Source organism: [Flexibacter] sp. ATCC 35103, assembly GCF_001975985.1.
GTDB lineage: Bacteria > Bacteroidota > Bacteroidia > Flavobacteriales > Flavobacteriaceae > Flavobacterium.
The window spans coordinates 363,838-386,975 of sequence record NZ_MTQF01000004.1; the positions used below are offsets into that span (position 1 = coordinate 363,838).

19 protein-coding genes and 1 tRNA gene are annotated in these 23,138 nt (G+C 31.5%); 13 read left to right on the forward strand and 7 right to left on the reverse strand.

Going from position 1 to position 23,138, the window contains the following annotated elements; genetic code table 11:
- Positions 1-113 precede the first annotated feature (113 nt).
- Positions 114-740, reverse strand: coding sequence for a hypothetical protein (locus tag BXU01_RS09605; RefSeq protein ID WP_083692970.1), 627 nt, complete (start codon positions 738-740; stop codon positions 114-116).
- A gap of 492 nt (positions 741-1,232) precedes the next feature.
- Between BXU01_RS09605 and BXU01_RS09610 the strand changes: the two genes are divergently transcribed.
- From BXU01_RS09610 to BXU01_RS09650, 9 genes are all read left to right on the forward strand, one after another.
- Positions 1,233-2,000, forward strand: a complete 768-nt coding sequence (locus BXU01_RS09610) for a hypothetical protein (protein ID WP_083692971.1) — start codon at positions 1,233-1,235, stop codon at positions 1,998-2,000.
- 22 nt (positions 2,001-2,022) lie between these two features.
- On the forward strand, positions 2,023-2,535 hold the full coding sequence (locus tag BXU01_RS09615; RefSeq protein ID WP_123774005.1) for a hypothetical protein: 513 nt from the start codon (positions 2,023-2,025) through the stop codon (positions 2,533-2,535).
- Between the two features lie 16 nt (positions 2,536-2,551).
- Positions 2,552-3,106 (forward strand): hypothetical protein, encoded by a 555-nt coding sequence (locus BXU01_RS09620; RefSeq protein WP_083692973.1) that lies wholly within the window; start codon positions 2,552-2,554, stop codon positions 3,104-3,106.
- Between the two features lie 25 nt (positions 3,107-3,131).
- The gene (locus BXU01_RS09625) at positions 3,132-3,611 is read left to right on the forward strand and encodes a hypothetical protein (protein WP_123774007.1); all 480 of its coding nucleotides are present in this window, start codon (positions 3,132-3,134) and stop codon (positions 3,609-3,611) included.
- A 16-nt stretch (positions 3,612-3,627) separates the two neighbouring features.
- Positions 3,628-4,146 (forward strand): hypothetical protein, encoded by a 519-nt coding sequence (locus BXU01_RS09630; protein WP_083692975.1) that lies wholly within the window; start codon positions 3,628-3,630, stop codon positions 4,144-4,146.
- 17 nt (positions 4,147-4,163) lie between these two features.
- Positions 4,164-4,685, forward strand: a complete 522-nt coding sequence (locus BXU01_RS09635) for a hypothetical protein (protein ID WP_083692976.1) — start codon at positions 4,164-4,166, stop codon at positions 4,683-4,685.
- 54 nt (positions 4,686-4,739) lie between these two features.
- On the forward strand, positions 4,740-5,219 hold the full coding sequence (locus tag BXU01_RS09640) for a hypothetical protein (protein WP_123774009.1): 480 nt from the start codon (positions 4,740-4,742) through the stop codon (positions 5,217-5,219).
- Positions 5,220-5,302: 83 nt separating this feature from the next.
- Positions 5,303-6,115: a hypothetical protein gene (locus tag BXU01_RS09645; RefSeq protein WP_083692978.1), complete on the forward strand. Its 813-nt coding sequence runs from the start codon at positions 5,303-5,305 to the stop codon at positions 6,113-6,115.
- 89 nt (positions 6,116-6,204) lie between these two features.
- Positions 6,205-6,603, forward strand: coding sequence for a helix-turn-helix transcriptional regulator (locus BXU01_RS09650; RefSeq protein WP_083692979.1), 399 nt, complete (start codon positions 6,205-6,207; stop codon positions 6,601-6,603).
- Positions 6,604-6,775: 172 nt separating this feature from the next.
- Here BXU01_RS09650 and BXU01_RS09655 read toward each other — a convergent pair whose 3' ends face one another.
- The 6 genes from BXU01_RS09655 to BXU01_RS23650 form a co-directional block, all read right to left on the reverse strand.
- Complete coding sequence (locus tag BXU01_RS09655; RefSeq protein ID WP_083692981.1) at positions 6,776-9,886, reverse strand: metallophosphoesterase; 3,111 nt, start codon at positions 9,884-9,886, stop codon at positions 6,776-6,778.
- A 122-nt stretch (positions 9,887-10,008) separates the two neighbouring features.
- The gene (locus BXU01_RS09660) at positions 10,009-10,809 is read right to left on the reverse strand and encodes a TatD family hydrolase (protein ID WP_083692983.1); all 801 of its coding nucleotides are present in this window, start codon (positions 10,807-10,809) and stop codon (positions 10,009-10,011) included.
- Between the two features lie 395 nt (positions 10,810-11,204).
- Complete coding sequence (locus BXU01_RS09665) at positions 11,205-11,702, reverse strand: hypothetical protein (protein WP_083692985.1); 498 nt, start codon at positions 11,700-11,702, stop codon at positions 11,205-11,207.
- Between the two features lie 483 nt (positions 11,703-12,185).
- Positions 12,186-13,607, reverse strand: a complete 1,422-nt coding sequence (locus BXU01_RS09670; RefSeq protein ID WP_083692987.1) for an RtcB family protein — start codon at positions 13,605-13,607, stop codon at positions 12,186-12,188.
- 513 nt (positions 13,608-14,120) lie between these two features.
- Complete coding sequence (locus BXU01_RS09675; RefSeq protein ID WP_083692989.1) at positions 14,121-16,361, reverse strand: hypothetical protein; 2,241 nt, start codon at positions 16,359-16,361, stop codon at positions 14,121-14,123.
- A 242-nt stretch (positions 16,362-16,603) separates the two neighbouring features.
- Positions 16,604-16,720 (reverse strand) — tRNA-OTHER (locus BXU01_RS23650).
- Between the two features lie 1,182 nt (positions 16,721-17,902).
- Between BXU01_RS23650 and BXU01_RS09680 the strand changes: the two genes are divergently transcribed.
- The 4 genes from BXU01_RS09680 to BXU01_RS09695 all read left to right on the forward strand — a co-directional run bounded on the left by BXU01_RS09680 (position 17,903) and on the right by BXU01_RS09695 (position 23,064).
- Positions 17,903-18,517 carry a hypothetical protein gene (locus BXU01_RS09680; RefSeq protein ID WP_083692991.1) on the forward strand — a complete coding sequence of 205 codons (615 nt, stop codon included), beginning with the start codon at positions 17,903-17,905 and terminating at the stop codon, positions 18,515-18,517.
- 384 nt (positions 18,518-18,901) lie between these two features.
- Positions 18,902-19,939, forward strand: coding sequence for a YafY family protein (locus tag BXU01_RS09685; RefSeq protein ID WP_083693287.1), 1,038 nt, complete (start codon positions 18,902-18,904; stop codon positions 19,937-19,939).
- A 221-nt stretch (positions 19,940-20,160) separates the two neighbouring features.
- Positions 20,161-20,619 (forward strand): MarR family winged helix-turn-helix transcriptional regulator, encoded by a 459-nt coding sequence (locus tag BXU01_RS09690; RefSeq protein ID WP_083692994.1) that lies wholly within the window; start codon positions 20,161-20,163, stop codon positions 20,617-20,619.
- A 54-nt stretch (positions 20,620-20,673) separates the two neighbouring features.
- Positions 20,674-23,064, forward strand: a complete 2,391-nt coding sequence (locus BXU01_RS09695; RefSeq protein ID WP_083692996.1) for a 3-hydroxyacyl-CoA dehydrogenase/enoyl-CoA hydratase family protein — start codon at positions 20,674-20,676, stop codon at positions 23,062-23,064.
- Positions 23,065-23,138 lie beyond the last annotated feature (74 nt).

The window sequence follows — 23,138 nt, forward strand, 5'->3', positions numbered from 1 at the left end:
TATATAAAAATAAAAATCGCCCTGATATTGGGGCGATTTTAGACGCAGATTATACGGATTCGCTTTCGCGAAAACGCTGATGTAGAAGGATTTTTGATTATTGCTTTAATAATTTAAAGTTTATAGAAGTCTTCTGTAAGATAAAAAACGGTGTCGATAAAAAATAAAGTCCCCTGAAAAGTCAAAACATTTTCATCATGTAAATCTTCAAGGATAATCCCTAATTCCGGATTAAAATAATCGTTATTTCTAGTGTTAATAAAACCGTTTGAAGTTAAAAAAACTTTTACGTTTTCTAATTCTGTATCACTATCAGACTTTACAAACTGCTGTTCTACTACGGCATATACTATTTCATTTTGTTCATAAAAACCAATTAATTGATATGCAGTATCAGGAAAATAGAAATTATTTAATAATAAATTATTCAAATAATCTTCCCAACTTTCATAATAAATACTATCATTTAGCTTTATTACTTTATGTTTGTTTTGAAGGTAAACTTTTTGTTCTGCTCCCGAGGAAATGAAAGCATTGATATTAATTGCTGTAATCCAAAAACCATTCCTGTCACAGAACTGTTTTATTAGCGCTGTTTCTTCACTTTTGATTTGCTTGCCTGACTCAAACGTTCCGCTTGGGCTCTTGCTTTTTCTAAGGTAACCGGAGATTGTTTGGATAGAATTTCCATGCCTAACTTGGCTCTTTCCTGAAATGATATTTTGTAGTTCATTTTTCATGAAGTTTATAATGCAAATATAAAGATTATAAATTTACTATTTACTTTACCCTTTATAAAGTAAGAAAAAGAATATATTTATTAAATAAGAAAAACAATTAAAATTATACTTTTTTGTAAATCATTTTACTTTTAATCGTCTTCATAAAACTTGTTGAATTTTACAAACGTTTCATTCAGGCTGAAAAGAAAACCTAATATTTAGAAAATATCATAAAATCTACACTATTCTTGATAAGAGAATTTCTCATTATATAAAATGTGCAATGAAAATTGCACATTTTTTTTTGTTCTACAACAGTTAAGATTAGTTTTATAAATAATTATTTTTTAGATTATTTCTTATTATTTTATAAAATTTATGTTTAAAAAATTGTTTACTATATTATTTTGTAATATTTTTACCTCAATTTATTTCTTCAACACAAAGAACAAGTAAGAAATATTTTATTTTACAATAATATCAAATTAGTATAAACCAACAATTTTTATTATGTTTAGAGATAGATTTGGAAAAAATGGAAATCCATTTGACAGCGATGATTTTATGAGTGATAACATCTGGGAAAGAAAAGATGTTATGGGAGGAATGCTGGACGCCAGAAAAAGTAAAGATCGTTTTGATTCCTTTTCTTCCAGCAATAATTTTTTTGCTGATGGCCCAAATAGAAGAGCTACTGAAGGAGAACTTTATTTTGAGAGTAAAGACAATACCATTTATCGAGGAAACCGCGACGGCAGCTGGACAAGAGCGACACAATTGAGCGAAGTTGTAGTAAAACATTTAGTAAGTATAGGAGTAAAAAGCGATGGTATAAGAGTTTTTGGGTTTGGTGCAGACCCAATTGCAGGAAGCGGAAGTATAAAAAACGACAGAGGTGCCGGATCTATTGATGCTCCGGGTCATGATTTTAATACTTGTATTGATTTAGGCAATTTATTAGGTAAATTATTTCCTAAATCTTCATTAATGATGCCGTGGCTTCTAGAATTAGAAATGAGATTAAGATATGGAGTTCCTGTCAGACAGCCATTAGTTACAAAAAATGCAACTTTATCTGATCCCGATTCAATTCGTATGCCGTTGTATCATTATAATGTTTTTGACATAGCAAACAATGAGCGTAAAGTGATTGCATCTAGGCATCATGATACAACTGTAACACGATCACAATCAAAAAATATTGATACAATCAATGCAAAAAACAAAAATATTCAAGAAAAAAAATTAGATTCAATTAAACGAGAGCTCAAGAAATAAAACATTAATACAAAAATAAGCGATGAAAAAAAATGCAATCTTATTAATCATCTTGATGTTGGTAATCTGTTGTAAGAAGAACAATGATAATGATATGGTAAAGAAAAAGTATTTGAAAAGTTCTACTATCTCTGTGGATTTTCCTGATACCGTTTTTATTGGTAGAGGATATGATGGTAAAATAAATTATCAAAATGGTTTAGATACAGTAACAACCAAACTACTGGACATTAAAAGATTAAGATTTATTGAATATGGGTTTTTAAAAACTACTACAATAAATTACGATTATAAATATTTAAAAAAAAACATGATAGATACTTTTACCTCAGAAACTAATAGAACTATCCCTTTATACAATATTTCCTTTAACAAATTAGGAGTAAATTTTATCGACGGTATAATTACTGACCAGGTTAGAATTGATACTATTATGCTCCACGATGGTATAATGCAGCCACGTACAAGAATTATAACCGATGAGTTTAGAGTCACAAAAAAAGTGTTAGTAATTAAAGATCGTACCAAAAAGTAATTTTAACTTTCAAGAAATGAGCAATAAAACAATAAAAAGCCTACCCTGTTTCTTGACAACTATATTCGTACTTCTAGTCTCTTGCAAGCAAGAAACTAAAAAAATTCAAGAAAAAAAAACTACTGATTCCAATATAGAATTTAATTTCCCAGATACAGTTTATGTTGGTAAATATTACAATGGAAAGATATTTTACAAAAATATTTTTGACACAGCAACAACTAAATTACTAGATATTAAAAAACTTAGAATTATTAAATATAGTTTTTCGGTAACTAAAAATTTAAACTATGATATTGAAAATTTAAAAAAGTCAATAACTGATACTTTTATTGCTGATAACAATAGAATGATTCCATTATACAATATCAGTTTTAATAATCCTGGAGTGCGTTATATTGATGGCGTCATTACTGACGAGATAAATATAGACGGTATAACGCTTCTTGAAGGTAAAATGCAACCAAGTACTAGAATTATCACTCATGAATTTAGAGCGACTCATAAAGTAATAGTTATCAAGGATCGTACTCAAAAAGTAATTTTTGATCATGTAGATAATGAACAATAAAAGAATAAAAAGTCTCACCTGTTTCTTGACAACTATATTTGTGCTTTTAGTTTCTTGTAAAAAAGAGAAAAAGATAGTGGAAACAAGTGATAATTATAAAATAAGTTTTGTTTTTCCTGACACTGTATTTGTAAATGAGCTATATGATGGAAAAATTAATTATAAAAATAGTTTAGACAGTATAACAACTAAAGTTCTCGATGCAAAAAAGCCTAGATATATTAGTTATGCTTTTACGATAACAAAAGACATTAATTACAATATCTCACATTTAAAAAAAATAGAGCAAGATACTATTTACACAAATAGCAGTGAATTTATTCCTCTTTCTATAATATCATTTAATCAATTAGGAGTTAATTACATTGACGGAATTATTACTGACAAAGTAGAAATTGAAAACGTTAGCAAAAATAATCAAGGTGAACTTATGACTAGGGTAATTACCAACGAATTTAGAGTTACGAAAAAAGTGCTAGTAATTAAAGATCGTACCAAAAAGTAATTTTGACTTTCAAGAAATGAACAATAAAAGAATAAAAAAACTAACCTGTTTCTTGATAACTATATTAGTTCTAATTTCTTGTAAAAAAGAGAAAAAGATAGTAGAAAAAAGCGCTAAGGACAATTATGAAATAAGTATTGTTTTTCCAGATACGGTGTTTATAAATAAACCCTATAATGGAAAAATAAATTATAAAAACAGTCTCGATACCATTACAACAACTTTAGATGACATACATAAAGCAAGGTTTATTGAATATGCTTTTATAAAAACTCAAACTATAAATTACAGTGACAAATATTTAAAGAAAATAGTAACTGATACATTTGTTACAAGAAATAATAGGGAAATCCCTTTATACAACATTCGATTTAATCATTTGGGTTTAAATTACATCGATGGCATCATAACCGATAAAGTCATGATTGAAATTGGTGAAGAAGACGAGAAAGGCAATATATTGACACGAATAATTACTGATGAATTTAGATTTACAAAAAAAGTGTTTGTGATTAACAATCGTACCAAAAAGTAATTTTGACTTTCAACAAAATGAATAAAAGAATAAAAAGTCTAACCTGTTTCGTGATAACTATATTCGTAGTTCTAGTTTCTTGTAAAAAAGAGAAAAAGATAGCAGACAGAAGCACCAAGAACAATTATGAAATAACTATGGATTTTCCAGATACTGTTTTTCTTGGTAAAGGATATTATGGTAAAATAAATTATAAAAATGATTTAGATACAGTAACAACCAAATTACTTGACATTAGAAGGTTAAGATTTATAGAATTTGGTTTTTTAAAAACTACTACACTAAACTACGATTATAAATATTTAAAAAAAAATATGATAGATACTTTTTACTCAGAAACTAATAGAACTATCCCTTTATACAATATTTACTTTAACAAATTAGGAGTAAATTTTATTGACGGGATAATTACTGACCAGGTTAGAATTGATACTATTATGCTCCACGATGGTATAATGCAGCCACGTACAAGAATTATAACCAATGAATTTAGGGTTACAAAAAAAGTGTTCGTGATTAAGGATCGTACAAAAAAATAATTTTTTGACTTTGTAAGGATGAACACTAAAAGAATAAAAAATCTAACCTGTTACTTGACAACTATATTTGTACTTCTAGTTTCTTGTAAAAAAGAGAAAAAGATAGTGGAAACAAGTGATAATTATAAAATAAGTTTTGTTTTTCCTGACACTGTATTTGTAAATGAATTATATGATGGAAAAATAAATTACGAAAATGATTTAGATACAATTGATACTACTTTAAATAACCCCAAAAAATATAGATATATTGATTACTATTTTGTAAAAACAAAAAATGTAAATTATACTGATGAATATCTAAAAAAAATAACCAGTGATACATTTACAGCCGAACATTACAGAAGTATTCCTTTATATGCTATTAGATTTGACAGTTTGGGTGTTAATTATATTGATGGTTTAATAACAGATAAAGTCATGATTCAAATTGGAGAAAAAGACGAAAAAGGCGATATACTGACACGAATAATTACAAACGAATTTAGAGTTACGAAAAAAGTGTTGGTTATTAAGAATCGCACTCAGAAATAAGTTTTTTAAGGTTGTATAAGATACGCCGTTAATAAAGAGACTTCGCTTTAACTATACATCAACCAAATTAAACAAAGAGAAAATTGAAAAAAAATATTTTATTACCAATATTAATTTGCTTACTATTTTGTTGCTGTGAGAAAAAAACAGTAATTGAAAATGAATTAAGCAGAATAGGAATTACTAAAGAAAATTATAAGGTAAGAGACACATTTTATTATGAAAATAAAAAAATAAAAACAATACGGTTTTACAAAGCAAAATCAGATTATATTAAGGTTGATTTTTATGAATCCGGAAAAAAGAAATCAATTGTCAATATTAAAAACAAGAATCTAATTTATGATAAAGCGGTCGATTGGTATGAAAACGGAAAACTTAAAAATGTTCGCGAATATGATAGTAATGGCAAGCAAATTGGAGGAAACACAAGTTTTAGAGAAAATGGAAAACTCGAATACGCTTACAATAATGACACAAATGAATTTACTGATTATTGGGAAAATGGAGAACCAAAATTAAAATTTATAATAAACGTATCACAAAGTTATCATTATTTTAATGGCAACTTCATGGAAAAATATACACAAAAAACAAAAGGAGAATATTACATAGAATATTTTAACGAAAATGGAGATTTAGTTTTTTCAGGACTTTATAAAAAAAATATTCTTTTTAAAGACAATGTAAGATATAATGGAAAAATTATTTGCTATTTCAAAAATGGAAAAATTTCACTAACCCAAAATGTTATAAATGGAATCCCTGACGGGGAATTTTATGCTTATTATGAAAATGGAAAAATTCATTTTATTAGGGACAGAATAAAAAACACGTATACAGAATGGGACAAAAACGGGAAACTAATAGAAGAACTGCCACTCAAAGGAGTTTAGCCTAAAACAACTAAAATTGTATTTTATCAATTCGATCTTGTTTTTTACCGATCCGTATTTTTTTAAAGAATTTTAAATACCTTTGAATTATGAGCACAGCAACTAAACCAAAACATATTGGCAGAAATATTAGCCGAATCAGAGAACTTCGCGGAATGAAACAAGAAGCGCTTGCAGATGCAATTGGCGTAACTCAGCAAACTGTTTCCAGTCTTGAAGGAAGTGAGGAAGTTGAAACTAAAAGACTTGCAGAGATTGCCAAAATCCTGGGAGTTACCGTAGAAGCTATTGAAAACTTTTCGGAAGAATCTGTTTTTAATTTCTTTAATAATTTTTATGACAATAGTGCTAATAATGGTTATTTAAATAACAGTAATAATCATTGTACTTTCAATCCTCTTGATAAAGTTGTGGAGCTTTACGAACGTTTGGTTCAGTCTGAAAAAGAAAAGGTTGAGTATTTAGAAAATATTATAAAAGGGAAATAGGATTCTTGATAAGAGAATTTTTTATATATAAAATGCGCAATGAGAATTGCGCATTTTATTTGTTTTATTGAGATTAGATTAGTTTTAATTTAAAGATATCTGTTATTAGAAGTCAGTATTTCGCAGATCAGATTTGGTTTTATATACAATCAGTTTCTTACAAACGGATGTATTAATTTTTATTTAATTTATTATTTTGCTTTTCAGAAAAACTTCTATGAATCGAGCCTAAATCGGTATCATTATTAAATTTCAAGTATTGATTTTGTATATTTTTGCGTAAAATCCTTTGTAAATCTTTATTAGCATTAACTTTAAATCCTAGATAATAATTCATTTTTAAAATAAATGAATACTTTATTATCGGTATTTTTATCATGGGTATTAATTCTTCTAATAAATCCACGTTGTCTTCCAAATTAATATCTGTTAATAAGAATGCTAGAATAAAAATTTTAAATTGATTTTTCGATGGATTATTTTTTGCTTGATTTAACCTTTCGATAATAATTTTTTCCAAATTCTTATGTCCAATCATTTCATTTAACCTTACCTGAACTAATGTAGGGATAAAATTCCCAATGAATTTTAATAGATGCTTAGCCTCGACTTCATTCCCAGCTTTCATTATTTCAGAAATATCTAGCTCTTTAAATTCATCTATTAATTTAAAACTCCATAAAATTGCATGGTCAATTATATAATCAAATATTTCATAAACTAAACTGACATCAGTTATGTCATCAATATTTTTAAACACTTTACCTAAAATCTGTAAACTAGCTTCTAAAGATTCTGATTGGTCATTAATTATCTTTATTTGTTTTGTTCTAATATCACTATTCGAATCATCAATACCTAACTCTTTAATTAGATCTTCTTCTATTGTATCTTGTTCTTGAGCCGTCAAACCATCTTGCATTCTCTTCGAAAATTTATCAATGATTTCACTAAAATCTCTAACTTCAATTATTTTACTAATTAATAATACGTCAATACTATCGCTGGTAATAGAATAATCTTTATTTAGATATTTAAAATGCTTTTGAGTTTTTGAATAAATTTTTTTTAAAAATTTATGATCTTCTCGATTGAAACCTGCATATAATTCGAATTCATTAGCAAATGACAAATAAAATTTTTCGTCCTTAATGACACTTTTTAAAAATTTACCATCTATAGTCATATAGAAAGCTATAAAATATTCAAAAACACCATTTAGCCTAAAAGAATATAAATCATCATTTTTCTTCCTCAAAATTCCTTTTTGATCTAGATACTCAAATATTTCTTTAGAAGTAACACTAAACCTAGGATTCTTACTCAAATAACCATCTATAAAACTAATTATATCTGAGTATTTAGCATAATATGAAGTCTGATGATAATTCGTAAGTAAATAATGAGCTAAATTGGCAAGTAATTTTTTATAGTTAACAAAAGTAAACGACGATTTTGTTAAAGTTAATTGATCTTTTTCAATTAATCTTTCGATATATAAATTTATTAAATCAACATCATTATTAAAACTAGCATTAAGATCTTTTTTAAAAATCCACAAAAAAACTGATATTGTCCAGTAATTAAATGGAATCGATAGTTTTTTAAAAATATTATCAATTCTATCAACTATTTCATCTTGTTTTTCTTCCGATAAGTCAGAATTTTTTTTAGCAAGTTCTTTAATATGTATTTTTCTTAATCTGTGGAAATGTAACTTATACAATGTTCTGCCATCAATACTATTAGTATCAAAAGAAGTAAATGTAGAATCAATTGAACAAATTATTAATCTTACCTTTTCATGCTTTTCTACAAAATCCTCAATATTATCTTTAATCCCTTTATTTTCAACATGATAATTATCAATTAACAAAACAATTTGTTTTTCCTCTAGTAACTTTGCAGATTCTGACTTATTTACATAATAATATTTTGAAAATTCTTTGTTAAAATCAAAACGTTTATTAGAATTTTTCCACTCTTTAATATCAATATAAAATGGTATGTAATTATGTAAAGAATAATTATCCAACAACTCTAATTCTATCTTCTTTAATAAAATTGTTTTCCCACATTTATCCTTACCAAAAATGATATAATCATTATCAAACTTGTGAAAATTACTCCATTTGAAATCTGTTTCTATATTATTCTCATCTTTAACTATTTCAGATTGAGACTTCACCTTTAGAACAGGCTCAGTACTCAATTCCAGAAGAGTCTTTCCTTGACTTTCATTTTCATTCTCTACAAATAAATCTTTGGAATCCTCAAGTTCACTAAAAAATCTTTTTCGAATGTTTATTCGTAATTTATTTTGATCTCTTTTTAGCTCAGTACTAGGAATATCAAAATTTTTATCTTCTATAGAATAAAAAATTTCATTTTTAATATCGTAATGCCTAAAACAAGATGTTCCTTTCAATTCGCCTTCATTAATCTTTATTACTGAATATCCAATTTGAGAAAAATTATCGAATGATAAACTAGCACAACTTCCAATTTTCACAACACCTTCATTATGAGTCAAATCTACACTCAATGAATTTTTATGAATATGACCACTAAAAATATAATCAAAACGTTTATGAATTAAATCTTCTAAATCATATTTATTAAAGGGTTTAAAATCACTAATTGGATGATGGTGAATAAGTATTTTTGTTTCACACGAAATTATTTTATCTAGTGCTTCATTAATCTTATCAAGTGGAAATAAAAGATTATTATCATCATTAATTCCAACAGCCCTCCAAGAAGAATTGATGCTTACAAAACCAATTTTACCAAAACTATTTTCACGAATATGTGTGGAAAACATATCATCAAAATAATCTCTAGCTGATGTTGATCCATCATAAAAATCTTTAACAAAAGAATTATAATTTTCTAAGGGAAGAAAACTTTTCTTTAAATCTTGAGAAGTTGTTTTAAAAAAATTGTCTAATTTTTTATTATCAGTAATATCTTCATCTAAATATTTTATTAATGAATTTGACACTCCACTTCTACTTACGTCGTGATTCCCAGGACATATAAAAAAATTGCTTTTATCAATCTTTAAAATTTCAATAATTTTCGAGATAAACTCCTCCTTAGCTTTCTTAAATATAGAAATATTATCCCCCGAATTCACCAAATCTCCACCAAAAATAACATAATCTATCGAATCTATATTTTTCGAAATGTCATCAAGAAAATCTCTTATTATTTTATTTTGCTTAGTTAAACTTCCAATTGTATTTGTATAATGTAAATCCGTGATGTGTAAAATCTTCATATTAACAATTTTATCACAATTATACCTAAATATTAGTTAACAAACTACTTAAATCAAAACAAAAATAACATTTTATTGATTATTTAATTTAAAATCAAAAAGACCTTTAAATTTATCTATTTCTAAATACCAAAAAACTTCTTAGCATTCCTAGTAGTTTCCTCCGCAACTACAATCCCCGAAACTCCTTTAAACTGCGCTACAGTTGCTGCAACAAAAGGCAGAAAAGCAGGTTCGCAACGGCGTTCGTGGTATTTTTTCAGGAGATTATTGGGTACGTTTTTCGGCAACATAAACGGCGCATCGGTTTCGATCATCATTCGGTCGAGTGGTACGTATTGAATCACTTCTTTTAAATGCTCAAAACGTTTACTGTCGGATATTGCACCGGTAAAACCAATATAAAATCCGTTATCCAAATAAGTTTTGGCTTCTTGCAAAGTTCCGGTAAAACAATGCACAACGGCTTTTGGCAATTGTGGCAAATAGTCTTTGGTAATACTCATAAACCTTGTAAAAGCAGCACGCTCGTGCAAAAACAAAGGTTTCTGAACTTCGATCGCCAGTTCTAGTTGTGCTTTATAACAGGTTTCCTGTACATTTCTGGGCGAAAAGTCACGATCAAAATCGAGTCCGCACTCGCCAACCGAAACGACTTGTTTCTGCTTTAATAAATTGCGAAGTCTTGCAATACTTTGCGCATCAAAACTTTTCGCATCATGCGGATGAATCCCCGCTGTGGCATATAATATTCCCTGATATTCTTTTGCCATTTGAGCCGAAGCTTCACTATTTTTCACGCTTGTTCCAGTGAGTATCATTTGCGATACATCAGCATCCAGAGCGTTTTGTACAACATCGTCTATGTCGTTGTGGAATTGTTTATTGGTTAAATTAATTCCTATGTCTATATATGTATTCATTTTTTTCTTTTAAGTTATAAAGGCTCAAAGGGACAGAGGGACAAAGGTTTCTTCTCTTTGAGTCTTTTTATTATTTTTTATTCTTTTACTACTTAGGCTCTAGGCGCTAAGTTTTGTTGTTTCACGCAGATTTAAAAGATTTAAGCAAATGTTCGCAGATTATTTATAAAAATCATTTTAAATCTGCTGGATCTGTTAAATCTGCGTAAAAAATTCTTTAACCACCCCGTTTGTCATCCTGAGGAACGAAGGATCACATCCAATATTCCTCAAAGAGAATCGCTAATCTTTGTATAGTTTCTTATGTGATCCTTCCTGAGTCGAAATGACATAAAATGAGGATAAACCTTTGTCCCTTTGCAACTCTGAACCTTTGAACCTTCAGTTTTCAATTTTCAATTTTCACTAAGCCATTTCTCTGCTTTTTCGACAACTTCTTGTTCGATAGTATCCAGATTAAGATCTTTATTATACCAATAGACTTCGCCTGCCAACAGATCATCCCAAACATATTGAAGAGAATACAAATCACGTATATCTATTTCTTTATTAAAATCGTAATCGATATACAGCAATCTTTTCAAATTGGTTTTTACATCGTCATGTTTCACTATTTTATTGAGAAAATATCTTATATGGCATTTTTCTGATTCCTCTTTATTTTTTAGCGTTAGATTCAATTCTGAGAGAACGGCTTCGAGATAAGGCTGAACTTCATGAAGATCAATTGGTTTATAGAAACAAGCCAGGTTATAAATAGCTTCACTCTCATAACCTGAATTGATCAATTCGATTGCCCAGTCTTCGATTAGATCAACATTTAGATATTCATAAAAATGAAAAGTCAGGATGTAATCTGTGAGTATTTCGAAGTCTCTGTTTAGTATTTCCATGTCTGTTTTTTTTTGCCACTAAGGCGCTAAGACGCAAAGTTTTTTGTTTTCTTATATTTTTAGCCACTAAGGCGCTAAGGCACAAAGTTTTTTGTTTCACGCAGATTTAAAAAGATTTAAGCAGATGTTCGCAGATTATTTTATAAAAATCATTTTAATCTGTTGGAATCTGTTAAATCTGCGTGAAAAATCTTTAACCACCCCGTTTGTCATCCTGAGGAACGAAGGATCACATACAATATTCCTCAAAGAAAATTGCCAATCTTTGTAGAGTTTCTAGTGTGATCCTTCCTCCGTCAGGATGACATAAAATGAGGATAAATTTTTCCTCAGAATGTGTTAGACGCACTGCTGTGCGCCTCTACACTGAAAACTGTTACTGCGACTGATCACTAAAAACACGCCCCTACAATGAAAACTGAGACCGTGACTGAACACTAAAAATAAGTCTCTACACTGAAAACTGAGACTGAGACTGAACACTTAGTCCTCCCTGCTTCCGTCATCTGCCATTCTAACCAATTTTGGTGTAAACTTCGCTACGACATCAACCAAATCCTGTTGCGCTTCCATCACCTGATTGATATCTTTATACGCCATTGGCGCTTCGTCAAGACCTGCACCAATAAGTGTTACCCCATGATGATTTAAGATCGATTGCATTTCGGTTTTAGTAATATTTTTTATGGCTTGAGTTCGGCTCATTTGTCTTCCTGCTCCATGCGAAGCGGAATTGATTGCGTTCTCCTCGCCTTTTCCTCTCACTAAAAATCCCGGCGCGGTCATACTTCCCGGAATGATTCCCATCACGCCTTTTCCGGCTGGAGTTGCGCCTTTTCTATGCACGATCACTTCTTCGCCGTTCCAGATTTCTTTCCAGGCAAAATTATGGTGGTTTTCTACTTTGGCTAAAATTGTGGCTCCCAGAGCGCGTTCCATTTTGTTATGGATAATCTCATGACAAGCCGAAGCGTAATCTCCCGCAAGATTCATCGCCATCCAGTATTCCTGACCCAATTGTGAGTTCATATCCAGATAGGCTAAATTTTTAGCCACTTCCGGAAGTTTACAAACGTCTTTTGCCATTTTAGTATAATGTCCGGCAATGGTTGCACCCATTCCGCGTGAACCGGAATGCGTTAACAAAGCAACATATTTACCTTTTGGGATATTCAAAACCGCATCGTCTTTGGCAAACTCCATAATTCCGAATTCCACAAAGTGATTTCCACCACCTGAAGATCCCAATTGCGACCAGGCTTTATCTTTTAAATTCTTCACGAACGGAGTCATATTAAAAGCATCGTTTTCTAAAACCGCATGATCTGATTTGTATTGACCGTGAAAACCGTGACCTGCTCCAAAAATCGAATTCGCAATTAATTCCTTTTTGAATTTTGCTTCGTTTTCAAAGTAAAAAGCTTCCGGAATATCGTAAACTGACAATGCCATTCTACATCCAATATCAACCCCAACTCCATACGGAATAATGGCGTTTTTTGTCGCTAAAACTCCGCCAATCGGCAATCCGTAACCTTGGTGCGCGTCTGGCATTAAAGCTCCTGCAACGGTCACGGGCAATCTCATGGCCACTTCCATTTGTTTTCTGGCTCCGTCTTCGATAGCTTCTAATCCGTAAGCCGAATATGCATTTGGGTTTTGATTTAAAGCGATAAAATCTTCTGGTTTTTCGTTTGCTTTTTCGATCAAGGCAATTGCCAGTTTACTAAAAATAGCATCGTCTATATAATTCTCTGGTGTTTCAAGAACGTTTTTGAAATTAGCAATCATTTCGTCTCTTGTGAATCCGTTTCTTTTGCTGTTTATTTTTAAGGCAATCCCAATTATTTTTCCTTCAGGGAATCCTAATTCTAATATATCTGTACCGTTTATTTGTGTTTTCATTGTTTTTGTTTTTTGATAGTACAAAGGTTTAAATGTACTGCGCAGTTATTTTGCGTAGATATATTTAATTCTAAGTTTTTTTTGCTCAGCGAAGAGATAGTTCTCGCAAAGTCGCAGAGTCGTAAAGTTTTTTTTAGCCACAGATTAATATGATTAAAATGATTTTTTTCTCATTTTATGTCATTTCGATCCCGAAGCTTCGGGAGAGAAATCACACTAGAAACTCCACAAAGTACGTCGCCAATCTTTGTCGAGCTTCTCGTGAAGATTTCTCCTTATTTCGAAATGACAAACTGTGTGGTTACTACTGTAACTCAAAGATTTTTTTCTCGCAGATTTTGCAGATTCTGGAGATTTTTAATAATCTTTTTAATCCTCATAATCTATGGCAAAAAAAACTTTGCGACTTCGCGTCTTTGCGAGATTAAATTTACCAATCTTTGCGGAGACGCACTGCTGTGCGTCTCTACAAAAATCTTTGTGCCTTGCACCTCTGAACCTTTGTACCTTTTCTTAATCTATCAATAATTGCGTAACTGCCGCAGCATTTATCGCCCATTTTGCGTCGTAAACCTCATCAGCATTTTGATCTTCGGTGATGGTTAAACCCTGGGCTTCCGCTTTAAGTTGTAATAAACTACCAATATTCAATTTGCTGCTTAGTTTTGATAACAAAGCCTGAACTCCTTTAAAATCCAAACCTTGAACAACTTGTCCTCCAAAGGTCATCTCTAACCAAACGATTTCTCTTTTGGCTACATCAAGAACTCCAAAGACCAAACCTTTGGCAACATTTTGCGTCACACGAACCTGATGATCTACACACGACGGATCGTATGCTACTCCGGTTTTCTCAGAGATTTTCATAGGGTGTTTACTGTTCATCCAACCTACAACAAGATTTGGCGTAATACTTCCGTTGCAATAAGCGTTACAAGTAAAAGTTACAAATTTAGCTTTGGCTTTCGCCAATTCGTCAATGTTGATGTTGATATATTCGGCCGTTCCAATTTTATTCGGAATGCTTCTGATATCACCGCTATGTTTACAACCAACAGTTTCCAATCGGCTAAAAGAGCATATATCAGCTTTATCTTCGTAAGCAATATGGCAGCTTAAATCCATATCAAGGTGTTGTGCCGATAAACCTGCGCCCCATTGCATAAACAATCGCACTTCGTTACCTTCAACTGGAAAACGTGTTCCCATTAAAGCAACCGGTAAATCCTGAACAGTCTCGCTTCTATCACCAATAGAAACTGGCATATTAAACAATTGCGGATCGATATACATCGTTTTATTTGGGTTTGCGATTGCAGCAAATCTTTTCTTCATTGCCAAAAGACACAACGCCTCGATTTGATTTTTCATCGCCTCTAATTGTTCTTCGTCATATAAGTTTAATAATGCATTTGGTGCAATTCGTTTGTTTGTTCCGCCTAAAGGTTTCACACTTCTTTGCATGTTTTTGTCAAAATAATTTTGAGCATACATGTTTATTGTAAACACCAATCTTGCCGGAACTTTATCGATAATTTCTTCAAAATGTGCTACAGTTTCGTCTGCACCAAACCATAACATATTCGAGAATAACGAACGTGCAAACAATCCCGGACGTTGTTTTAATAATGCAAATGTTTTATCGGCATCAAATTTCAATCTTGACGTGTTTACTTTGCTTTGCCACACATCATAAACCTGGTTGTAGAATACATCCAATAAAAAATTCAATTTCTCAAATCCTTTTCTTTTGCTGTATTCTGCTAAACGTAATGCACGGATAAAACGAACCCACATTCCTCTTTTTGGGTGCATGATTTCGCACATTGTTTCAACATCCATATCAAGATTATTCAACCAGTTTGCCACCATTAAACATTCTTTTCGGGAATATTTAACTTTCAAATCATTTGCAGATGCAATTCTGGCTTGCGCACTTGTATCTAAAATATTGAAAAAGTGCTGAGCATTTTTTGATGTTCTTTTTATGATCGTTTTTGGCTCGATAATTTGCAATAATCCTGTATTCTTGAACCATAAATATCGTAAGATATCTGTTGGAGATTTAAAATACTGAGACGCATTTTCGGCTTGACCTTCTTCGATTAAAACATCAATAACAAGCATTAAAGTTTCCTTCATTGCAACATCTGTTTTTGGCAAAGGCAAATATTTTAATGCCGTTTTTAAACTATCTATCTGCGTAGCGTCTAAAGCCGTTTTTGATTGCAACAATGATTTATAGAAATCTTCTAATTCAGTTTCTGACCATAAATCCAATACTTTTAATTTGCTTCCTTGTCCGTAATTTTCGATTTTACCAAATTCAAACGGAGTTCCGCAAAACGGACAACCATTGTATCGTTCTAACGGAAAAGTATTATCCGGAATAATATGTCCGCATTGCAAAGTTGTTCCGCTCTTTATGTTTAGAACATTCCAGAAATACGTAACAATATGATCTAAAACAGATTCTCCGGTTGGGATATTCCATTCTTTAACTAAAGGCGTCCAGTTTTTATTGGTTCCTAAAACTTCTCTTAGTACTTCTAAAACTTCAACTTTATAATTTGGGTTTACATTATTTAAAGCGTGTAATAACGACTCAGAAAATGTAAATCCAAGTTTTGAAACATTGGCCACTAAAACCGATGTTGTTCCTGATAATTTTTTGATATCATTCGAAATCATTGCTGATGGAATGAAAATAGCATTTTGACGTAAACTGATTTTTAATAATTCTTGTGTTTTCATTTTTTTTAATTTTTAAAATTTAGATAATTGCGTTTCTGATTTCTACCTAAAAGAGTTTTTGAAGTAAGAAACACTTGACCTGAAATTGGAGTGTAATTGATGAACTATTTTATCTGATGGGTTTCCCCGAGAAGTAAGTTAATCTTGACCTTCCTTTTTATTAATGATGATTTTAAAACTTGTTCGGACTCGAACCGAAAGTTACCAATTTCCTGAAATAAGTTTTAATTGACCATTAATAGTGAAGCAGATGGGATTCGAACCCACGACCCAGACATTAAAAGTGTACGAAGTAAGTTTTGATTGACCTTTTAAGGATAATTTCAAAACTACCTGCTCTACCGCTGAGCTACTGCCTCATAATAATAGAATAAAAAGATAATGGTGTAAGTGTGTACGTTGGAAAGTTTTCGAAGTAACTCAAACTTGACCTGTTTTATTCTTTATTTTATTTCTATGAACGTTTGTTTTTATTTCCTGAACAAAGATTTCGATCGTACTACGCATTTATTCTGCGCAGTAAAAAAAGAAATCTATTTTTGAGCAAAAAGGTAATGGTGTAAGTATATCTCTTAATGGTTTTTGAAGTAACTTAAACTTGACCTGTTGAACTCTGTAAATATTTTAATGAACTTGTTTTATTTCCTGAGCAAAGATTTCAGAACTACTACGCAATTATTTTGCGCAGTAAAAAAAGAATTTTATATTTGAGTAAATATTTATTTACCAAACCGCGTAAGTCTCAGAGTGACGGCATATTTATAGTTTTTAGATAAAGTTAATAAAGCCCCATCGGGGTGACATATTTATAGCATTTTAAATAAAACCAATAAAATCCCAGAGGGATGACATATTTATAGATTTAGATAAAAACAATAAAGTCCCAGAGGGACGACATATTTATAGCCATTTTCGAGAATGTATTTTAAAAAGCCCCAGCGGCGTGACACATTTATAGCATTTAAATAAAATCCCAGAGGGATGACATATTTATAGATTTAGATAAAAACAATGAAGTCCCAGAGGGACGACATATTTATAGCCATTTTCGAGAATGTATTTTAAAAAGCCCCAGCGGGGTGACATATTTATAGCATTTAAATAAAGTCCCAGAGGGATGACATATTTATAGATTTAGATAAAAACAATGAAGTCCCAGAGGGACGACATATTTATAGCCATTTTCGAGAATGCATTTTAAAAGCCCCAGTGGGGTGACATATTTATAGCATTTTAAATAAAACCAATAAAATCCCAGAGGGACGACATATTTATAGATTTAGATAAAACAATAAAGTCCCAGAGGGACGACATATTTATAGCCATTTTAGAGAATACATTTTAAAAAGCCCCAGCGGGGTGATATATTTATTGATTAAATCAAAAAACAGAAATGTCGCTCCGCTGGAGCTTTTGATCCTCTTTCTAATAAATTGCTATAGATATTACGCTCCGCTGGAGCTCAATGCTGAATAATGCAAAATCGGCTATAAATATTACGCTCCGATGGAGTTTTTATAACGTTTAAATAAAAAAACAATATGAATTTAGAGAAAATTTATTCTGAATTACTTTCCAATATTGGCTTTTCAGCACATGACATTCAGAAAAACTGGCTGGATTTAGAAAAAGCATATTCTAAAAAGTCAAGACATTATCATAATCTGACGCATATTTCGGCTATGATTGAGAGTTTTGAAACGTATCGCAATAAACTTCAAAAACCTGACGAAATACTATATTCTATTTTTTATCACGATTATATCTATAAGAGTTCTAAGAAAGACAACGAACTTAAAAGTGCAGAATATGCTTTGTCGATTTTATCTGAAAATATCTCATTTGATCGTCAATTGGTTTTTGATGCCATTTATGCTACACAATTGCATCAGCAAAATATAAAGGATGATATTAATTGGTTAATCGATTTTGATTTGAAGATTCTTGCGCGAGATTGGGAAGATTATAAAATCTATTTCGAACAAATTAGGAAAGAATATCGCATTTATCCTGATTTGCTATACAAACCCGGACGCGCAAAAGCCCTGAAACATTTTCTGGAGAATGAATTTATTTTCCAAACTGAGGAATTCAGGAATTTATATGAAGAGAAAGCAAGAAAAAATATTGAACAGGAAATTTTATTATTGACGTAATGATTTACGATGTTAAACCTGACAGGTTTTAAAAACCTGTCAGGTTTGTCAATGATGCCAAAAAACAGATTTTCTATTGACGTTTGTATATTGTAGAGACGCACAGCAGTGCGTCTACGCAACGAATGTCCGTAACTATTTAGGTTCATCGAAATGTGAATAAATTGTGGTTACGTTGTGTTAGACGCACTGCTGTGCGTCTCTACAGGAATTGGAACGGAAATTGGAAACGGAAATTGCTTTTAAAAACAGATATAATAAAATATTGTTGTTGCCTAAAATGCGTGAGGGATTGCAGTGGAAATCCTTTTGTTTTTTTCTTTAAAAAACAAAAGATTGAAACGGAAAGCCCGACCCGGAGGGACACGCCCAAAACATGAAACTATGTCACAAAACAAGAATGCCTTAATAAGATACAAAACGATTGATAAATGCCTACAAAATAAATACAGGCAATGGACTTTGGAGGATTTAATCGAATGTTGTTCTGAAGCTTTATTTGAATATGAAGGTCGCGAAAACCCGATTAGCAAACGAACTATTCAAATGGATATTCAGCTGATGCGAAGTGAAAAACTGGGTTATAATGCGCCAATTGTGGTTTATGATAAAAAGTATTATAAATATGAAGACGATGAGTTTTCGATAACCGATATTCCGCTGACAGAAACGGATATGAATGTTTTGACAGAAACGGTTTCGATGTTGAAACAGTTTAAGGATTTTTCTTTATTTAATGATGTATCTGATATTCTACAGCGATTGGAAGATAAAATCTATGCAGAGAAATCGCATACAAAACCCGTTATTTATCTGGATAAAAATGAAGAATTAAAAGGTTTACATTATCTGGATGAAGTATATCAGGCGATTATCAAGAAGATCGTTCTGGTAATTAGTTACAAATCTTTTAAATCTATAGAGGAAACTAAATTTCATTTTCATCCTTTTATCCTCAAGGAATTTAATAACAGATGGTTTTTAGTGGGAAAAAAAAAGGGTTCTGCTCCTATTACCAATTTGGCTTTGGACCGAATTATTGGAATCGATTATGATTTTAACCTGCCTTATTTAGAAGAAGATTTTGATGCTGAATTGTTTTATAAAAATGTAATTGGCGTGACGGTAAATTCCGGTTTACAGCCCCGAAAAATCGAATTGTGGGTTGATGCGACAAATGCGCCTTATGTTATTACCAAACCGTTGCATCATACACAAAGGCTGATTAAGGAAAATGAGGATAAAAGTGTCATTGTACATTTGTTCATTTCTCCTAATTATGAAATGGAACGTATTCTCTTAGGTTTTGGTGACGGAATCGAGGTTTTGAAACCGGAAAACTTGCGAAATCGTATGAAAAAGATTCTAGAAAAGGCAATCTCGCGATATGAACCTGAAATTGTTTCTGAATTAAAATCATGATTTTTTACAAAATGTGGAATTAAACCTTAATTTAAATCCATAAAATAATTTTTACAACATAAAAATTGTTAAAATCACAAAAAAGAATAGTATATTTCAATTAAAATTAAACCATAAACCACTCTAAATCAGAGATATTTTTTTACTAACCAAAAAAATATCAAAAAATAATATGCATGCATAGTATTTTTTGATTATATTTGAAATCGATATAGTTACATATGAAAGACAAAACAATAGATTATATTTTAAGAGCTACATGGCAAGCTGTATCAAGAATGTACAACGAAGAAGCAGCCAAATACGATGCTACAATGGCGACGGGATTTGCACTTTTGAGTATTGATAAAGAAGATGGAACTCCATCGACAGCTTTAGGCCCAAGAATGGGAATGGAAGCTACGAGCCTTACCAGAACATTGAAATCGATGGAAGACAAAGGTTTGATTGTTCGCAAAAAAAACCCAACTGACGGTCGCGGTGTTTTGATATACCTGACGGATTTTGGAAAAGAAAAAAGAGAATTATCTAAAAATACAGTTCTGAAATTTAATGAAACAATCAGAAAACATGTCTCTGACGAAAAGCTGAAACATTTTATCGAGGTTTCGGAAATTATCAATGAATTGATTCAGGACAAAAACATATTTAATCAAACAGAAAAACAGGAAAATGAATAACCTTATATAGTAAGGAAACCTCAAATTCAAACAAAAAACAAATATTAACGACTTATGAAACGCACAATTAAAAAAGTTGCTGTAATTGGATCCGGAATTATGGGTTCAGGAATAGCTTGTCATTTTGCCAATATTGGTGTTGAAGTTTTATTACTTGACATCGTACCACGCGAGTTGACAGAAGCTGAAGCTAAAAAAGGATTAACGCTTGAAAGTAAAGTTGTTCGCAACCGTGTAGTAAACGAGCACTTGGCGAATTCATTAAAATCGAAACCGTCTCCTATTTACAGTCAAAAATTTGCTAACAGAATTACGACTGGAAATACTACTGATGATATGGCAAAAATTGCCAATGTTGATTGGATTATCGAGGTTGTTGTAGAACGTTTGGATATCAAAAAATTAGTTTTTGAGCAAATCGAGAAATTCCGTAAACCGGGAACTTTGGTTACTTCAAACACTTCTGGTATTCCAATTCATTTTATGAGCGAAGGAAGAAGCGAAGATTTTCAACAACACTTCTGCGGAACTCACTTTTTTAACCCTGCGCGTTACTTAAAGTTATTTGAAATTATTCCTGGTCCAAAAACTTCAACTGAAGTATTGGATTTCTTAAACGAATACGGATCTAAATTTTTAGGAAAAACTTCTGTTGTTGCTAAAGATACTCCGGCGTTTATTGGAAACAGAATTGGTATTTACGGAATCCAGAGTTTATTCCACTTGGTTAAAGAAATGGGATTAACAATTGAAGAAGTTGATAAATTGACTGGTCCGGTTATTGGTCGTCCAAAATCGGCTACTTTCCGTACTGTTGACGTTGTTGGTTTGGATACTTTGGTACACGTTGCCAATGGTATTTATGAAAACTGCCCAAATGACGAACAACACGAATTGTTTAAACTTCCTGATTTCATCACAAAAATGATGGAGAACAATTGGTTAGGAAGCAAAACCGGTCAAGGTTTTTATAAAAAAGTAGATAAAGATATTCTTTCTTTAGACTTAGATACATTAGAATACCGCGCTGCTAAAAAAGCAAATTTTGCTACGCTTGAACTTACAAAAACTATCGACAAACCTATCAATCGTTTTAAAGTTCTTGTGAAAGGAAAAGATAAAGCAGGAGAATTCTACCGTAAGAGTTTCGCTGGAATGTTTGCTTATGTGTCAAACAGAATTCCTGAAATCTCTGACGAATTATTCAAAATTGATGATGCGATGAAAGCTGGTTTTGGATGGGAAAATGGTCCATTCGAAATCTGGGACGCTATTGGTGTTGCCAACGGAATCGAAATCATGAAAGCAGAAGGTCTTGAGCCAGCTGCGTGGGTTACTGAAATGTTGGCTTCTGGAAGCGAAAGTTTCTATTCTGTAAAAGAAGGAGCAACTTATTTCTATAACATTCCAACAAAATCACAAGTTAAAGTTCCTGGACAAGATTCATTTATTATTCTAAACAACATTCGCGAAAGCAAAAAAGTTTGGAGCAATAGTGGTGCAATCATTCAGGATTTAGGAGACGGAATTTTGAACTTAGAATTCCAATCTAAAATGAATACAATTGGTGGCGATGTACTTCAGGCTATCAATAAAGCAATCGACTTATCTGAAAAAGAATATCAAGGTTTAGTTATTGGTAATCAAGCAGCTAATTTCTCTGTAGGTGCTAATATCGGAATGATTTTCATGATGGCAGTTGAGCAGGAATACGACGAATTGAATATGGCTATCAAATTGTTCCAGGACACGATGATGCGCGTTCGTTACTCTTCTATCCCTGTTGTTGTTGCGCCTCACGGAATGACTTTTGGTGGTGGTTGCGAAATGAGCTTACACGCTGATAAAGTAGTTGCTGCTGCTGAAACTTATATGGGATTAGTTGAGTTTGGTGTTGGTGTCCTTCCTGGTGGTGGTGGATCTAAAGAAATGGCTTTGAGAGCTTCAGATTTATTCCGCAAAAATGATGTGGAATTAAACGTTCTTCAAGAGTATTTCTTAACAATCGCTATGGCAAAAGTTTCGACTTCTGGTTATGAAGCTTTTGATACAGGACTTCTTCAACATGGTAAAGACGTTATTGTAGTAAACAAAGATCGTCAGATCGCTGAAGCTAAAAAACATGCTTTATTAATGGCTGAAGCTGGTTATACGCAACCAATCAGAAGAACTGATGTGAAAGTATTAGGAAAACAAGCTCTTGGAATGTTCTTAGTTGGAACGGATCAAATGGAAGCTGGAAAATACATTTCTGAGCATGATAAGAAAATCGCTAACAAACTGGCTTACGTAATGGCTGGTGGTGATTTATCTGAAGCAACTTTAGTATCTGAACAATATTTATTAGATATCGAACGTGAAGCTTTCTTGAGTTTATGTACAGAACGTAAGACTTTAGAGAGAATTCAATATATGTTAACTAAAGGAAAACCACTTAGAAATTAGAAAATAGAACAAAGAGAATAGAATATAGATTTCAGACTTTGTAAAGTCTATTTTCTATACTCTATCTTCTATAC

Excerpts from the sequence above, each read along its gene's own strand:
- BXU01_RS09655 (WP_083692981.1), bottom strand. The coding sequence starts at position 9,886 with ATGAAGATTTTACACATCACGGATTTACATTATACAAATACAATTGGA.
- BXU01_RS09610 (WP_083692971.1), top strand. The coding sequence starts at position 1,233 with ATGTTTAGAGATAGATTTGGAAAAAATGGAAATCCATTTGACAGCGAT.
- BXU01_RS09685 (WP_083693287.1), top strand. The coding sequence starts at position 18,902 with ATGTCACAAAACAAGAATGCCTTAATAAGATACAAAACGATTGATAAA.
- BXU01_RS09635 (WP_083692976.1), top strand. The coding sequence starts at position 4,164 with ATGAATAAAAGAATAAAAAGTCTAACCTGTTTCGTGATAACTATATTC.
- BXU01_RS09630 (WP_083692975.1), top strand. The coding sequence starts at position 3,628 with ATGAACAATAAAAGAATAAAAAAACTAACCTGTTTCTTGATAACTATA.
- BXU01_RS09665 (WP_083692985.1), bottom strand. The coding sequence starts at position 11,702 with ATGGAAATACTAAACAGAGACTTCGAAATACTCACAGATTACATCCTG.
- BXU01_RS09690 (WP_083692994.1), top strand. The coding sequence starts at position 20,161 with ATGAAAGACAAAACAATAGATTATATTTTAAGAGCTACATGGCAAGCT.
- BXU01_RS09650 (WP_083692979.1), top strand. The coding sequence starts at position 6,205 with ATGAGCACAGCAACTAAACCAAAACATATTGGCAGAAATATTAGCCGA.
- BXU01_RS09660 (WP_083692983.1), bottom strand. The coding sequence starts at position 10,809 with ATGAATACATATATAGACATAGGAATTAATTTAACCAATAAACAATTC.
- BXU01_RS09695 (WP_083692996.1), top strand. The coding sequence starts at position 20,674 with ATGAAACGCACAATTAAAAAAGTTGCTGTAATTGGATCCGGAATTATG.
- BXU01_RS09675 (WP_083692989.1), bottom strand. The coding sequence starts at position 16,361 with ATGAAAACACAAGAATTATTAAAAATCAGTTTACGTCAAAATGCTATT.
- BXU01_RS09615 (WP_123774005.1), top strand. The coding sequence starts at position 2,023 with ATGAAAAAAAATGCAATCTTATTAATCATCTTGATGTTGGTAATCTGT.
- BXU01_RS09605 (WP_083692970.1), bottom strand. The coding sequence starts at position 740 with ATGAAAAATGAACTACAAAATATCATTTCAGGAAAGAGCCAAGTTAGG.
- BXU01_RS09680 (WP_083692991.1), top strand. The coding sequence starts at position 17,903 with ATGAATTTAGAGAAAATTTATTCTGAATTACTTTCCAATATTGGCTTT.
- BXU01_RS09620 (WP_083692973.1), top strand. The coding sequence starts at position 2,552 with ATGAGCAATAAAACAATAAAAAGCCTACCCTGTTTCTTGACAACTATA.
- BXU01_RS09670 (WP_083692987.1), bottom strand. The coding sequence starts at position 13,607 with ATGAAAACACAAATAAACGGTACAGATATATTAGAATTAGGATTCCCT.